Genomic DNA, 13,799 nt, shown 5'->3' on the forward strand with positions numbered 1-13,799 from the left:
TAAACTAAAGTCTATTTTAACAAGGATTTATCAGTTGAAAAGGGCCAAGGCCGTAAATTTTTTAGCTATTCAGACGAATAACTACCTTAATCTCAAGGCAGACTTCACAATGAGTGAAAATTTGTATTCGAAGAATAAGGACTTTGAAAAATTTGAAGCGCGTTTTCCTATTCAAGCTTATAAATTACTTAGGGCATATGAGTTCGAAATTAAGGTTGTGGCCTTAGATCAAAATAACAAAGAACTCTTCACAAAGAACTTAGAAACAGATTCATATGGAGGCCTGCTTGCCAAGATACCTCTTCCTAGAGATTGCAAGGATTGCTTGGCAAAGATTGAAGCCTACGAAATTTCTAAATACCCAGGGCTTGAGTTACATCTTGGGACCTTCATCCCATTAAAGATTACAGATAATCGAAAAATTATTATCTGTGACTTTGATAAGACGCTTGTTGAAACAAAATACTCGAAGCCAAGTGAAATCTATGACTCGTTAACAAGTCCTTTAAAGAATTATCCAACATTAGATAATTCAGTGAAACTTCTTAAGTCATATATTGAAATGGGATATCACCCATTTATTCTTTCAGCATCTCCACACTTTTATGAAGATGCAATTCGTGACTGGCTATACGCTAATGAAATTTTCACGGCCGGTATCTTTCTAAAAGATTATCGCCGCATTCTTTCTATATTAGAAAATGACCTAACTCCAAAAGATATCAAGACTCAAGGAATTTATAAGCTAGGCCACTTACTCGATATCGTTAACATGACAGATATTCCATCTTCTGTTGTTTTAATGGGAGATAATTTTGAGTCAGACCCATTAATTTATCTAACATTCTCTGAGCTGTTATCCGGCCGAGTTGAGCCGAGACAGCTTTGGAATGAGCTAAAAAGAGTGGAAGACTTTAAAGTTACAGCACGTCAAAACGGACTTTTCTTAAATAAGATTTTTCAAATCAAGGATAATGTAAAACACCATGGGCTTGATAAAGAAGTGAAGATTTACATTAGAAAAAAAGGCAATGAATCGCAGCTAAATATTCGCGCTCCGTTCAACTCTTACCATGGAAAGATTGAGTTATATGATGGAAATCTTCTAGCAAATGAAAGTGAGACTAAGAAGCAAATAGAAGCTCAGGGGCCCACAAAATAATTTGTCCAATACAAATATATAGACCTACTTTATGAAACCTTTGAGTGAAATCTTCACCAAAGTTTTTAGAAAATTGTTTTGAAATAGGCCAGTTGGCCGGTGAGAATCTAGTTAACTCAATGGCCACTCTAAGACCAGACAAGGCAACACATACGGCAATAAAAGTTTGATTGCTAGGATTAACAAGTGAACTTAAAATATTAGACATGAGCGCTCCATTTAAAGAAAATTCTCCACTATACATAGAACTCTTCGACAATTTAGAGGAATCAATTTACCAATTGGCCGCCCTCGATAAGGAAGATGTAAAACTTGCCTGGAGTAATTTGAGAGAAAGCTCATATTTTGGGCCAAATATTTTAAAAGGCGCAATTCACAAACTCTTTAGTCAGGTATTTGCCCACCAAAGTACTTTTTTAAAAGACCATTCGGATGAATACTATAGAAAGTCGTATCATAAGCTAATAACTAGCTACGCTCAAGGCCTAGGTATCAGTCCAAAAGACGCACTTTATTTAAGCTTTATGCATGAGTACTTAAATAACCCAAGTGCTGTCTTTGAAGGGATAAAAGATTATCACTTAGAAGCGAACTCTCCAATTGAGTTAATCAATACTCCAATCCAAGAGACTTTCAATGACAAAATTAGATTTGTTCATTTCAAGTCCGGACAAAACCTTGAGGCCATCGTTATTCAAAACCTAATGTCACCTTTTGCAACATATGGTGGTGTTAATGAAGCGGGATTAAGTGTCCAACTAGTGCAAAGAGATGCATTAAAGATCAACTATAAGGGAATGAGCGCAAGCTACTTGGCCCTAGTTGTTTTATTAGGTTTCAACGATATTAATGAGGCCGTAAAATTCTTAAAAGAACAAGAGCTTGTTTTCCACTGGGAGTTCCATATAAAGGATGCTGGTGGTAATTACCGAGTTGTTGCTATTGATGGCCAAGAAGTTCATGTTTATGACGGCAAAGAAAGGACTGAAAAAGATTATTTTAAATACCATCTTGATACATTTAAGAAGAAACATTGGCCGACGACAATCTCGGCCTTAACGATTAATTCAGGTGATATTTATCTTTCAATTTTTGATTCAAAGAAATTTGAAATAAAGCAAATTCACTACTGTGATCTCTTTAAATCGACTTTCACAGTTGTTTCAAAGAAACAAAAAGTTACAAAAGTTTTTAAAGAAATATTTACGATAAAAAACTACCTCAACAACGCGCAAGTAGCTTTTAACAATAATCTTTCGGAAGAGTGTTATCATCAATTGCAACTGGCCATTGTTTTTGCCAAAAAGATGTCAGGAAATGGAAATCAAAAGAAGCTTATCTCAAAGCTTGAACTTACTTTTATGGCCTGCCAGTATATTTTTGAGTCGCATAAAGAAACACAACAATACATTCTACAAAATTTGATAAAATTATATCCATCCTTAGATGACTACCATAGAGATTTAGCACTTATACTAATGCAAAGGCTGCAGATCCTTATGGACGAAAAAATTCATTTAATCGATGGCCCAAAAGAGCTTAAAAGAGTGATTTTTACGGAATCAAAACTTGGAAAATTCCCACACCAGGCCCTAAAGAAAACAACTTTACTAAGGCCAAACCACCTTGATTTCTGCCCGACATCAGGACTGTAGTGGCGCACAAAGAAATTAGAGAATATTTAGCCTTCTGATGGCCTCATTCATCTTCTCTTTTTTGTCTTTTAGCTTCTTTTTCACAGAGCGTTTGCGTTCGTAGAGCTCCTCTACAAAGCTTTTTATCAATGACATACGCTTACTATCATTATTGCTCTCATCAAAATTTTTTGATCCATCACAACCTTTATGAAGCCGCTTCACACGTGTCTGATCTGAGCTTATTTGATCAGTTGGACGCACGGGATTTTCGAGTTTTTTGATATTTAACGCCATGTTCTTATTATAACCTTGTTTAAATTAGACAAAGACTAAATATTATAAAAACTACCTAAGATAAATTACTGAAATTATTCAGTTTTTAAAGATAATTATAATTGTGATTAGGTTGACATTAAAAAACTGTCTTATTCATGCTAAAAGAGCGTAATTTCAAAATGTTAGATTTTTTTAGATTTCTATATATTAGGATTCAATATACGAGGAGAACAACAAATGAAACACACAATTGTTGCGGTAATGAGCATTGTACTAGCAATAACGACAGGGATCTCTTGTAAGAGAGATATGAAACTAGGAAGTAAAGATAATCCTGTTAAACTTTACTTTACACCATCAGTTGATGCAGACACTATTGCGTCGAATTCAGTTCACTTTATCAAATTCTTAGAGAAAGAAACTGGTCTTTACTTCAAGACAGGTATTCCAACAAACTATATCTCAGTTGTTGAATCTTTTGGTTCAAAAAGAGCTGATATTGCTGTCATGAACTCTTTCGGTTACCTAATGGCAAATGAAAAATATGGTGCAAGTGCAAAGCTAAAAGTTCTTCGTTATGGACACGACTACTACCAAGGGCAAATCATTGCTCACGTAGACAGTGGAATTAACTCAATTAAAGATCTTGAAGGTAAGAAATTTGCATACACTGACCCTTCATCAACTTCAGGATACATGTTCCCACTAAAAATCATGATGGAAAACAATGTAAAACCAGGAAACACAACTTTTGCTATTAAGCACGACAACGTTGTAACAATGGTATACCAAAGACAAGTAGATGCTGGTGCAACTTACTACTCTGCTCCTTCAGAAGATGGAACAATCCGTGACGCTCGTTCACGCGTAAAAACTCAATTCCCAGATGTTGAAGATAAAGTAAAAATCGTTCAAATCACTGAAAAAATTCCTAACGATCCATTCGTATTTAGAAAAGATCTACCAGCTGACGTAACAGCAAGCTTTATTGCTGCAGTTAAGAAATACATCGCTACTCCAGATGGAAAAGATGTATTCGAAAATATTTACAGTGTAGGTGGCCTAGTTGATACAACTGATGCAGATTACGATGGACTAAGAAACGTAATTAAAACACTAAATATCAATCTTGAAGAACAACTTAACAAGAAATAGTAGTTTTTTACTTTATTAAATAAAGAGAGAATAAAAATGATTCTAGAAGTTAAAAATGTTAACAAAGTTTATCCGAACGGATGCCACGCCCTAAACAACGTTAGCTTCAACGTTAACAAAGGCGAGTTCCTAGTAATTATCGGTCTATCAGGTTCTGGGAAATCGACAATGCTAAGATGTATGAATCGTCTTCACGACGTTACTAGTGGAGAGATCATCTTCGAAGGACAAGACATCACTAAACTTAAGGGTAGTGCAATGAGAACTGCACGCTCACACATCGGGATGATCTTCCAACACTTTAACTTAATCCCAAGAAGAACTGTTATGACTAACGTTCTTTCTGGAACACTTGCAAGAACAGGAGTTATCAAGTCGGTACTTGGTATCTACTCTGAAGAAGATAAGAAAAAAGCAATGGAATACATCAAGATTGTTGGTCTTGAAGGTAAAGAAAACGTACGTGCAGACAATCTTTCAGGTGGTCAGCAACAACGTGTAGCTATTGCTCGTGCTCTTATGCAAAACCCTAAGGTTCTTCTTGCTGATGAGCCAGTTGCGTCTCTTGACCCTGCAACTTCTCACTCTGTTATGCAATACCTTAAAAAAGTTAACGAAGAACTTGGTGTTACAGTTATCTGTAACCTTCACTTCTTATCACTTGTTAGAGAATACGCATCACGCGTAGTAGCTCTAAAAGGTGGAAAGCTGATCTATGAAGGTCAACCACTTGATATTAACGAAGAATGGTTCCAGACAATTTATGGCGAAGACGCTGTAGAAGTAACAATTAACTAAGTTTTTTGGATATAGGATTAAATAATGACAACGACGACTCAAACGGCAGATACGCAAGTTAATAACTTACCAAAACCAAGAGAAGAGTACACATCATACAAAGTTAAGATGAATTTCTTTTCTTTCTTAATCGATTTTCTTCTTTGGTCATACATGATTCTTGTTTCATGGAAGATCGTATGGGAGAGACTAATTCTTGGTCTACGTTACCCAGATTTTTCTTGGAACCAACCACTAATCGCTCTTGGGGCAGGTTTTGTAGTAGCAGCAGCTCTTTACACAACTAAAATGTCTCTTGGACGCGGATTAACTGGTATTATGAAAAGAGATGAGAACACTCTATTTATGAAAGAGCCATTCTCATTCGTACTTATTGCAACAGTAGCACTAACATTTATTGCTAGTATTTATGTTTCACAAATTTCAATTTATGAATTCCTTTCTGAATCAGGAATGACTGGTGCTAAGAGAATCTTTACAGCTCTTTTAACACCAAACTTTGCAATTTTTGAAGAAGCTCTTTTTGCAGCAATTGAAACGATCTACATGGCCTTCATTGCAACGGCCGTAGCACTTCCAATTGCATTTGTTCTAGCGTTCTTTGCAGCTAGAAACCTAATGAATGGATCTCGTCTAACAATGACAATTTACTCTGTTGTTAGATTCTTTCTAAACGTTTCACGCTCAATTGAGCCACTAGTATGGGCGATTATCTTCTCTGTATGGGTTGGTATTGGACCTTTCGCTGGTATGATGGCACTTTGTCTTCACTCTGTATCTTCACTTTCGAAGCTATACTCTGAGCAAATTGAAAACGTTTCTAATGGACCGATTGAAGCAATGATGGCAACAGGTGCACACCCAGTTCAAGTAATCTGGTTTGGTGTTGTTCCACAAATCGTTCTTCCATACCTATCTTTCTCAATCTACCGTTGGGACATCAACGTACGTATGGCCACAGTAATTGGTCTAGTTGGTGGTGGTGGTATTGGTACAATGCTAATGCAGTACCAAGGTCTAGCGAAATGGAATGAAGTTGGTCTTCTAGTAATCGTTATTGCAGCGATTGTTTGGATCATGGACTGGCTATCTTCTAAGATTCGTGAAGCAATCAAGTAGAACTGATAAATCAATATTTCAATACAAAAGAAGGCCCGCATCCGCGGGCCTTTTTATTTCTCTCCCTAAATAATTAAATCTTAGTTTTCACACATTCCTTTTTTAGAAAATGAGTCTTGAATCTTAAGCGCATCACCTTTTGTATACCAAAACTGGCTATGAGGTTTATCGTTTATCAAGATACGATAATGATTCTTAGCTGGATGCTTTTGTAGTGAGCAAGCACCCTCTACCGATGCAATGTCTCGCTGGGGGGATGTCCCACAAGAAGCGAGCGTAAGCCCTAATACGGCCATGGCCATTAACTTTTTCATAATTCCTCCTACGTCCTAATCACGTAGTAAAATTATCGGATAATCTTAAGAATAACTTTAGCGTATTACTCAACTATTATTGTATTTAAAAAAGAACCGCTTTCATGTATGCTTTATAAAAGGAGAAAAAATGAAAGGAAATCAAGAAGTTATCACTATTTTTAATGAGTTACTAACACAAGAGCTATCGGCCATTGATCTCTATTTCCTTCATTCACGCCTTTTTCAAGACATGGGACTGACTAAATTATATGAGCGCATTGATCATGAAAAAGATGATGAAACAATTCACGCAACCAAGCTAATTGAAAGAATTATCTTCTTAGAGGGCCTACCTGAGTTAGGAACGCGTCTTCCATACAAGCCAAGTCGTGATGTGAAGCAATTATTATCTGATGAGCTTCAGTATGAAGTTGAAAATAGTAAATTACTTAGAAAGGCAATCGCCCTCTGTGAGTCTGTTAATGACTATGTTTCAAGAGACCTACTATTGGGACTACTTTCAGATACTGAAAATGATCATATCGATTGGCTAGAAACTCAACTTTCACTAATTGATAAAATTGGTTTACAAAATTATCTACAGACTGCATCTGAATCTGTTTAAAGAAAGTAAAAAAAAGTAAACATTCACCTGTTTTTTATTTATAATTAGATAAATTAATTAAACACGGATGTTTACTTTTATGAATCTAATTAAAATATCATTTCTCTTAATTTCTTTGAGTTTTATTCAATCCAATGCAATTGCCGCCTTTGCAAAAGTTGTAAATATACGAGGAGAAGTTTCACAACTTCCACCTGGTGCCATGCAAGCAACTTGGATCAAGAAGGGACAATTACTAAAAGAAAATACTTCTATTGTAACTAGACTTCGCTCATTTGTGAAAATTGAGATTCTAGATGACGGAAGTTATATTGTTGTTGGGCCAAATTCTAAAATCGAACTCACAAAAGTGGAAAAGAAATCAGGAAGTATTATTCAGGTTCTAAACGGAAAGATGCGATCTAAGATTGTTCCGGCCAAAAAGTCTAAGGGCCATAGCGCATTTAATAAAGTCTATATCAAAACAAAAACAATGGCCTTAGGTGTTCGAGGAACTGAGTTTGTTACAGTCGTCAGCCAAGAAAACCAAGCAACTTCTGTTGTCACTCTTGAGGGAGAAGTAGCTGTTAAGAAAATTAATAGTGAGAGTATTGATCCTGAAAAAACCGTTAGAGACAATCTTGACCGCGATGATGTTACGATTGTTAAAAAAGGGACTGCATCAACAACATATGCACACCTATATGACGAAACTCCACCACAAAAAGTTAACCCAAGCCAGCTTATAGCACTTGAAAAGAATGAGAATTTAGAAAGTGTGAAAAGAAGCGATATCCAAAAAGCAACGACAGAGGATCTTAGTAAGAAACAGATCACAGATCTTTATGGCAAGGATGTTGAAGAAGACGAAGTTCCAAAAAATGGTGCTATCGTCGATCTTGATTCTGCGATTTTTATTCCAGCGATCCAAGACGAGTCACTTGATGTTGGGAGTGTTGATAAGAACACAGGGCAATTTGTTGCTGCCAATGGAATCGAGCTAGACAAAAAGAAAGGCTTTGTTGCAACTAAGCAAGATGATGAGACAAAAGAAGTTGTCAAAAAACTTAATGACAAAATTGAATACAAAGAAGTTCAAGGTCATGAAGTTGTAGACCACCGCCCTTATACAGGTGCTGCCAAATTAGCAGGTATGCAAAATTCTTGGGGACTTAAAACAGGAATTAGTGCCAAGCAAATGAATTATGCGACGATGGGAAATATGAATGGAAGTGATGATGACAATTATATCGGACTTGGTGCTGATATTATTGGACATTACCGTCATGTTTTAAATCAACAACTATACCTTGATTACATCTTTGGAATTCATGCCTATTTCATGGATCGAGATAAACTAGAACCGGAAGAAATGGATGATGATATTCTGACATTTGAGCTAGGAATTCAAGCTTATTACCGATTAAATAATCGCTTCAGACTTACAGCAGGTTATTTTATGAATGACGAAATGTTTCTAGTTGCACGATTTGAAACAAGCCTAACTCCAGTAATGGATCAAAGAACACAATTTGCACCTTATGTTAAATTTGGTGCTGAATATGACTACAGTGATAATTGGACATTCCTAACAAATTACCGCTCATATATTGTTGATACTCATCATCCAAATATTGCCATCTACTCAGGAAAAGGTTTTGAACTAGGAGCGAGAAGACATCTTTCGAAGTCTACTGCCCTCTTATTTAATTTCTTACACCGCGAATTTATTGCACAAGATATTATCGTTAAAAATAAAGACTTTAGCGTCTTATATGAAATGGAGTTTTAATGAGAGCGCTATTATTAATTACAGTACTTTTTAGTTTATCATCATGTTTTAAAACAGATGCTGATGGTAATGCCTACCTTTTTGAAAATGACAATAGGGCCGTACTCTCTTTTGAATTTTTCAATGCAGATACAACTTTAAACTGGTACTTTGGAATTCAAAACCAAGTTGGGACAAGTGCAACAGATGTGGAAGGCTTTAATTCCTCACAGTACTGGTGTATTGAGAATGTTTATATTCGACTGGACTCAGGAGATGTATCTTCTGCGACATTTGATGTTGTCTTAAATAACTCTCTAATTACAGCAGGAATTCCATTTCCTGGTGGTAATGTAAATGTTTCGATAGCTCCCGGTGATCAGGTTAAGGCATATATGACCTGCTCGACTTGCATAAACGGATACGGAACAATTAATTTTGAACTTGGAAAGTGTAACTAGCTCAATTTCTTTCTGCTGAATTTTATGAGTGCGAGGTAAATTATAAGATCAGCGAGATAAAAAATTGGAATCCAGTACTTGTGAAAAACAATAAAGTTTAAAAAGAAATACGAATAATAAATGATATTGACACAAAGGCCGACAAGTAAGAATTTGTCGGCTTTTTTGTATGCAAGATAAGCAAAGCGAATATAGACTAATAAACTCAAAAAAGCGACGACACGATAAGATGCTGTTAAGAGTTTACTCATATTAAATGGCATGATTAATTTTGTGAGCTCATTAGTTGTCTTTGAAAGTACATCATCACTTATACAACATGCACCACTGCCCTCAATTAAATACAGAAAGAAATGAATCCCAAAAATAAAAAGGGCCAAGTAAACCACTATCTTATACATCGTTATAAGTAGACTATGTTCTTTTAGAATATTGCTTAAGATACTCCACAAATCTAGACGAGCAAGAAAAATGAAGAAGAAAATAAGAAGAGTAACTCCAATCTTATAATCAGAATACATGGGAACAAAAACCAAAGAAGTAATAAGAAAACAAATCATCCCTTGATAAAAAGGCATTCTTTCAATTGGCAAAGTCGATTTAAAAATTAGCTTAACTCGTAAAGCATGAAAGCTTAATGCAAGATAGTACAGAGCAGCTAAAAGAGTAAAAGCTACATATATAATTACATTTAGATCAGAGAGTGAATATTCCATAAATTTTCTTAAGATCATCATAATTCAAGCAAGCTAATTTTACTATATTAAAACAATATATTTTATTCAACGACCTACCCTTTACACAGTCCCAAGTTAAATATAAATACTTGACATTAGACAATAGTTAATAATAAATATTGATAAAAATTTACTTTTTACGGATGGGCCATGAATATTGAAACCTTCAATTTTAATGATGGTAGTGAATACAAATTTGCATTTATTGAGAAAACACAAGCTGATAACTCGACTCCTGTTTTGTATATAGGAGGAGCTCTCCAAAATATCAAAAATATTGAATCAGCTTTAAAAGAATTCACAAAGAAGCAAAATACAATCATATTTGAATTTTCGAAAATACCAGATAAGTATTTTACTAATAAACAAATCGATATAGATGAAGTTACCAAGAGAATATCAGATATACTTTCCGATCTTGGTTATAAGAATATTAACCTAATCTGTTCGAGCTTTGGTGGGATTTACGCAAACTCCATTACTCAATCGAAATTGAATATCAAAAAATGTGTTCTAGCAGCATTTGGGCCAATAAGCCAACGAGGTCACGAATATATCGATAATATCATTAATAGTTCATTTATTAATGATAAAGAAGTTTTAAAGAATCAAACTCTGGAAACCTTATTAAACCATGGAGAGAAGAGTAATATAAAAAACTTTTTTTTCGTTAGAAAGTTACTTAGCTATACACTTAGCAAGTTAAACGAAGATGATTTTAAAAGACAATTACTTAGTTGTTACACTCTAAAAAATAAAACGAAAGAGCTTAAAGTACCTACCTGCAAGACCCTCTGTTTTACGGGTGAATATGATATCTTTACACCTTACTCAAATATACAAGACCTAATATCAATTAATGACAACCTTTCAATTCATAAAATAAAAAATACGGATCACTTCTGTCATATTCAAGATAGAAAGTATGTGGCCAACCTCACAAGTGATTTCTTTGATGAAAAATGAGGACATTATTAAATGAATAATATCAGTGCAAACCAAATAATCATTTTAACGATATACCTATCAACATTATATGTGATCGAAAGAAGAAAGATAATTGACTACAATGATGAATATAAGAAAGAGGCCAAATGTTCTCTCATTGTTATGTCGGGTTCACTATTAACAAAATTCATCGGTAGTCCTCTTCTATTTTTAATTGCATCACATATAGAAAAGTATAAATTCTTTGATTTTCAAATGCCTGCTTTAGTAAGGCTAATCTTAGTTTTTATCTTGGTCGATTTCGCATATTATGTTTTTCATCGTACAGCACATCAAGTAAGGCTTCTATGGGCAAGCCATTCTGTACATCACACTCCTAATGTAATGCAAGTAACAGCAGCTTTAAGACTAGGCTGGGGCGCAGTTATTCCAGGGCAAATAATATTCCTATCTCCTTTATTATTGATTGGAATAAGAGCAGATGAAATTTTCGGAATTCTATCGTTAAATCTATTCTATCAATATTGGCTACACACAGAAGTCATACGAAAACTTCCTAACTTTATCGAGTATCTTTTCAATACACCAAGTCACCACAGAGTTCATCATGGTAGAAACGATATCTATAAGAATAAAAACTTTGGTGGAATATTGATTATTTTTGATCGTCTATTTGGAAGTTTTCAAAAAGAAGAAGAATCGATAAAAATTAAATATGGCAGGTCTGTCCCTATAAAAAGCTATAATCCTTTTTTCGTCGCATTTCACGAATGGATTAGTATTTATAAGGACACAACAAACTACCTTACTCGCAAAGTAAAAAGAATTTCTAATTAACTACTTTACGTATAAGAATTGAACCGGCCACCATTGATAGAACAAAGACAATAATTGGTGCTGATAGGTTAATAAGGTTTACGATTGCTGGCCCAGGACAAATCCCGGCAATCCCCCAACCGATACCAAATAAAGCGGCACCTGTAACAAGCTTTTTATCAACAATCTTATTTGTCGGAAGATGAAATTGAGTGTCACAGATTGGTGCACCACGCTTTGTAATTAACTTGGTTGCAATTACACCGATAACAACAGCTCCACCCATTACAAATGCAAGAGAAGCATCCCATCCTCCCTGTAAAGAGAAGATATCAAGGAAGCCAATAACTTTCTTCGGATTCACCATACCAGAAACAGTAAGCCCAATTCCAAATATGATTCCAGCTAGTAAACTTGTAAATTTTTTCATTATAGTAACCCCACTAAAGAAACAACTGCTATTGCAACGGCCATAAAAGTTAAAGTTGCAACAAATGAGCGCTTAGAAAAACGTGATAATCCACACACACCGTGACCACTTGTACAACCAGAACCAAGTTGTGTTCCTGCTCCAACAAATAATCCTGCGATAATTGCCTTAGGATATGAGAGCTCTAGTGCGTAAGAGAAGAAATCAGGATTAACAAACTTAACGATCAGTCCACCTGCCAACAGACCGAGGACGAAGAAAACTCTCCAAAACCCGCCATCATTCTTCTTATGGAAGTTAAAAAATATTCCAGAAATACCCGCAACTCGCCCATTAAAATAGAGCAAAAATGCTGCAGCTACTCCAATTAAAATTCCGCCCACAAGCGGCCATGTAAAGTTAGTCATATACTCACCTTTTTGTTAAATATCGTTACTTTGTATTACTTCTTAAGAGTCTTCTAAGACTTTCAAAGTTAAATTAATTATATATAATGATTATAAATTAACATTGATCGCCATCAAACTTGGAAAAACATGATTAAGGAAATCTTAAACAATATTGAACAACCTATTTATCGCCAATATCAAAAAGGTGAAGTTATATACAGAGAGTCAGAATTCCCACAATATCTCTATATTGTAGAAGAAGGCATTATTGGTCTCTACTACAATAGTGAAAATGGAAAAGAGAGCTTCCTAAGAGTTTACGGGCCAGGGGAAATCTTTGGCCATCGTTCATACTTTCTAGAAACTCCTTATCATGCAAACTCAGTTAGCTTGACGAAAGCTAAGCTTATGCTCATCGATCGTAAGCAGTGTGACAATATATGTCTTGAAAGCCCTGCCCTCTTGAAGAATATGACAAAGATTCTCGCAAGAGAGCTAGGAAATGCAGAGAGAAGACTGGCCGGAATGGCAGATAAATCAGCTAAGGCCAGAATTGTTGAGGCACTTGTCTACTTGAAACTTAAGCATCCTGAACACAATTGGACGAGAAAAGAGATCGCTGACTTTGCGGTATCAACTTTTGAAAGTGTGACAAGAATCTTAAGTGAATTAGAGGCGCAAGGTTTAATCACTAAAAGTGGCAGAAGTATTGAGATCGTTGATGAGCAGAAGCTACTAAAATTCGCAAATGAGAATTATTAAGATCTTGTTAATTTCTTAGCAAATTTTACATTTAAAATCTCTAGAGCTTGTCTATATCACCCTATTTAGATAGGATGCGGCCAACTGTAACCCACACAAAGGCCATTTTATGAAATTAGCAATTACTCTTTTATCGTTTATCTCATGTCTAGCAATTAGCTCAAACGTAATCGCTTGTGACAATGCCGTAAGTAAGCAACTTGAAAGAAAGATTAGAGCAGATCGCCCTCTAGAAGTGAAGTATCTAATGTACCTTACTCAAGGTAGCGAACTTCTAAATGAAAGAGGAAATAAGCTAGCACAATTCAACGAAGATAAGCTTATCTACTCTGCAATTGGTTCTGAACACTCAGGTTGGTTTAATGCTGCAATTGCTGTTGATCCAGACACATGTTCGGTAGATTACATTGGCTACTTTGCAGCTGAATAAGTCAAAAT

At 35.3% G+C, this 13,799-nt stretch carries 18 protein-coding genes; 12 read left to right on the forward strand and 6 right to left on the reverse strand.

Features of this window, described 5'->3' with window-relative positions:
- Nucleotides 1-109 precede the first annotated feature (109 nt).
- The gene (locus ABMA70_RS02240) at nucleotides 110-1,162 is read left to right on the forward strand and encodes a phosphatase domain-containing protein (RefSeq protein ID WP_146037808.1); all 1,053 of its coding nucleotides are present in this window, start codon (nucleotides 110-112) and stop codon (nucleotides 1,160-1,162) included.
- Here the strand turns inward: ABMA70_RS02240 and ABMA70_RS02245 are convergent.
- Nucleotides 1,125-1,370, reverse strand: a complete 246-nt coding sequence (locus tag ABMA70_RS02245) for a hypothetical protein (RefSeq protein ID WP_103217354.1) — start codon at nucleotides 1,368-1,370, stop codon at nucleotides 1,125-1,127. The genes ABMA70_RS02240 and ABMA70_RS02245 overlap by 38 nt on opposite strands.
- On the opposite strand from ABMA70_RS02245, the gene ABMA70_RS02250 reads away from it, so the two are divergent.
- On the forward strand, nucleotides 1,369-2,817 hold the full coding sequence (locus tag ABMA70_RS02250; protein WP_392991799.1) for a hypothetical protein: 1,449 nt from the start codon (nucleotides 1,369-1,371) through the stop codon (nucleotides 2,815-2,817). The genes ABMA70_RS02245 and ABMA70_RS02250 overlap by 2 nt on opposite strands.
- 15 nt (nucleotides 2,818-2,832) lie before the next feature.
- Here the strand turns inward: ABMA70_RS02250 and ABMA70_RS02255 are convergent, their stop codons facing one another.
- Complete coding sequence (locus tag ABMA70_RS02255) at nucleotides 2,833-3,093, reverse strand: hypothetical protein (RefSeq protein WP_103217356.1); 261 nt, start codon at nucleotides 3,091-3,093, stop codon at nucleotides 2,833-2,835.
- A 219-nt stretch (nucleotides 3,094-3,312) separates the two neighbouring features.
- Between ABMA70_RS02255 and ABMA70_RS02260 the strand changes: the two genes are divergently transcribed.
- From ABMA70_RS02260 to phnE, 3 genes are read left to right on the forward strand one after another with little or no spacing between them, the layout of a single operon-like run.
- The gene (locus ABMA70_RS02260; RefSeq protein ID WP_392991797.1) at nucleotides 3,313-4,230 is read left to right on the forward strand and encodes a phosphate/phosphite/phosphonate ABC transporter substrate-binding protein; all 918 of its coding nucleotides are present in this window, start codon (nucleotides 3,313-3,315) and stop codon (nucleotides 4,228-4,230) included.
- 36 nt (nucleotides 4,231-4,266) lie between these two features.
- Nucleotides 4,267-5,028 (forward strand): phosphonate ABC transporter ATP-binding protein, encoded by a 762-nt coding sequence (gene phnC / locus ABMA70_RS02265; protein ID WP_103217358.1) that lies wholly within the window; start codon nucleotides 4,267-4,269, stop codon nucleotides 5,026-5,028.
- A 24-nt stretch (nucleotides 5,029-5,052) separates the two neighbouring features.
- Complete coding sequence (phnE, locus tag ABMA70_RS02270) at nucleotides 5,053-6,147, forward strand: phosphonate ABC transporter, permease protein PhnE (protein WP_103217359.1); 1,095 nt, start codon at nucleotides 5,053-5,055, stop codon at nucleotides 6,145-6,147.
- Nucleotides 6,148-6,227: 80 nt separating this feature from the next.
- Here the strand turns inward: phnE and ABMA70_RS02275 are convergent, their stop codons facing one another.
- Nucleotides 6,228-6,461: a hypothetical protein gene (locus ABMA70_RS02275; protein ID WP_392991795.1), complete on the reverse strand. Its 234-nt coding sequence runs from the start codon at nucleotides 6,459-6,461 to the stop codon at nucleotides 6,228-6,230.
- Nucleotides 6,462-6,591: 130 nt separating this feature from the next.
- On the opposite strand from ABMA70_RS02275, the gene bfr reads away from it, so the two are divergent.
- From bfr to ABMA70_RS02290, 3 genes are all read left to right on the forward strand, one after another.
- Entirely contained in the window at nucleotides 6,592-7,068 is a 477-nt protein-coding gene (gene bfr / locus ABMA70_RS02280) for a bacterioferritin (RefSeq protein ID WP_103217361.1), read from the forward strand.
- A gap of 79 nt (nucleotides 7,069-7,147) precedes the next feature.
- On the forward strand, nucleotides 7,148-8,839 hold the full coding sequence (locus ABMA70_RS02285; protein WP_392991793.1) for a FecR domain-containing protein: 1,692 nt from the start codon (nucleotides 7,148-7,150) through the stop codon (nucleotides 8,837-8,839).
- Nucleotides 8,839-9,279, forward strand: a complete 441-nt coding sequence (locus tag ABMA70_RS02290; RefSeq protein ID WP_392991792.1) for a hypothetical protein — start codon at nucleotides 8,839-8,841, stop codon at nucleotides 9,277-9,279. The genes ABMA70_RS02285 and ABMA70_RS02290 overlap by 1 nt, the downstream gene beginning before the upstream one ends.
- Here the strand turns inward: ABMA70_RS02290 and ABMA70_RS02295 are convergent.
- Entirely contained in the window at nucleotides 9,276-9,995 is a 720-nt protein-coding gene (locus ABMA70_RS02295; RefSeq protein WP_392991790.1) for a hypothetical protein, read from the reverse strand. The two genes, ABMA70_RS02290 and ABMA70_RS02295, sit on opposite strands and share 4 nt — an antisense overlap.
- Nucleotides 9,996-10,166: 171 nt before the next feature.
- On the opposite strand from ABMA70_RS02295, the gene ABMA70_RS02300 reads away from it, so the two are divergent.
- Nucleotides 10,167-10,982, forward strand: a complete 816-nt coding sequence (locus tag ABMA70_RS02300; protein WP_392991789.1) for an alpha/beta fold hydrolase — start codon at nucleotides 10,167-10,169, stop codon at nucleotides 10,980-10,982.
- A 12-nt stretch (nucleotides 10,983-10,994) separates the two neighbouring features.
- Nucleotides 10,995-11,801 (forward strand): sterol desaturase family protein, encoded by an 807-nt coding sequence (locus ABMA70_RS02305; protein WP_392991787.1) that lies wholly within the window; start codon nucleotides 10,995-10,997, stop codon nucleotides 11,799-11,801.
- Here the strand turns inward: ABMA70_RS02305 and ABMA70_RS02310 are convergent.
- Complete coding sequence (locus ABMA70_RS02310; RefSeq protein WP_392991785.1) at nucleotides 11,794-12,210, reverse strand: DUF6691 family protein; 417 nt, start codon at nucleotides 12,208-12,210, stop codon at nucleotides 11,794-11,796. The genes ABMA70_RS02305 and ABMA70_RS02310 overlap by 8 nt on opposite strands.
- A complete protein-coding gene (locus ABMA70_RS02315; RefSeq protein WP_392991783.1) occupies nucleotides 12,210-12,617 on the reverse strand; it encodes a YeeE/YedE family protein in 408 nt (135 codons plus the stop codon). Before ABMA70_RS02315 ends, ABMA70_RS02310 begins: the two co-directional genes overlap by 1 nt.
- 129 nt (nucleotides 12,618-12,746) lie before the next feature.
- Between ABMA70_RS02315 and ABMA70_RS02320 the strand changes: the two genes are divergently transcribed.
- Both ABMA70_RS02320 and ABMA70_RS02325 read left to right on the forward strand, forming a co-directional pair.
- Complete coding sequence (locus tag ABMA70_RS02320; RefSeq protein ID WP_392991781.1) at nucleotides 12,747-13,361, forward strand: Crp/Fnr family transcriptional regulator; 615 nt, start codon at nucleotides 12,747-12,749, stop codon at nucleotides 13,359-13,361.
- A 109-nt stretch (nucleotides 13,362-13,470) separates the two neighbouring features.
- Nucleotides 13,471-13,791 carry a hypothetical protein gene (locus ABMA70_RS02325; RefSeq protein WP_103217369.1) on the forward strand — a complete coding sequence of 107 codons (321 nt, stop codon included), beginning with the start codon at nucleotides 13,471-13,473 and terminating at the stop codon, nucleotides 13,789-13,791.
- Nucleotides 13,792-13,799: the final 8 nt, after the last annotated feature.

Origin of the sequence: Halobacteriovorax sp. XZX-3 (assembly GCF_043196495.1) — a bacterium.
Classification (GTDB): Bacteria; Bdellovibrionota; Bacteriovoracia; order Bacteriovoracales; family Bacteriovoracaceae; genus Halobacteriovorax_A.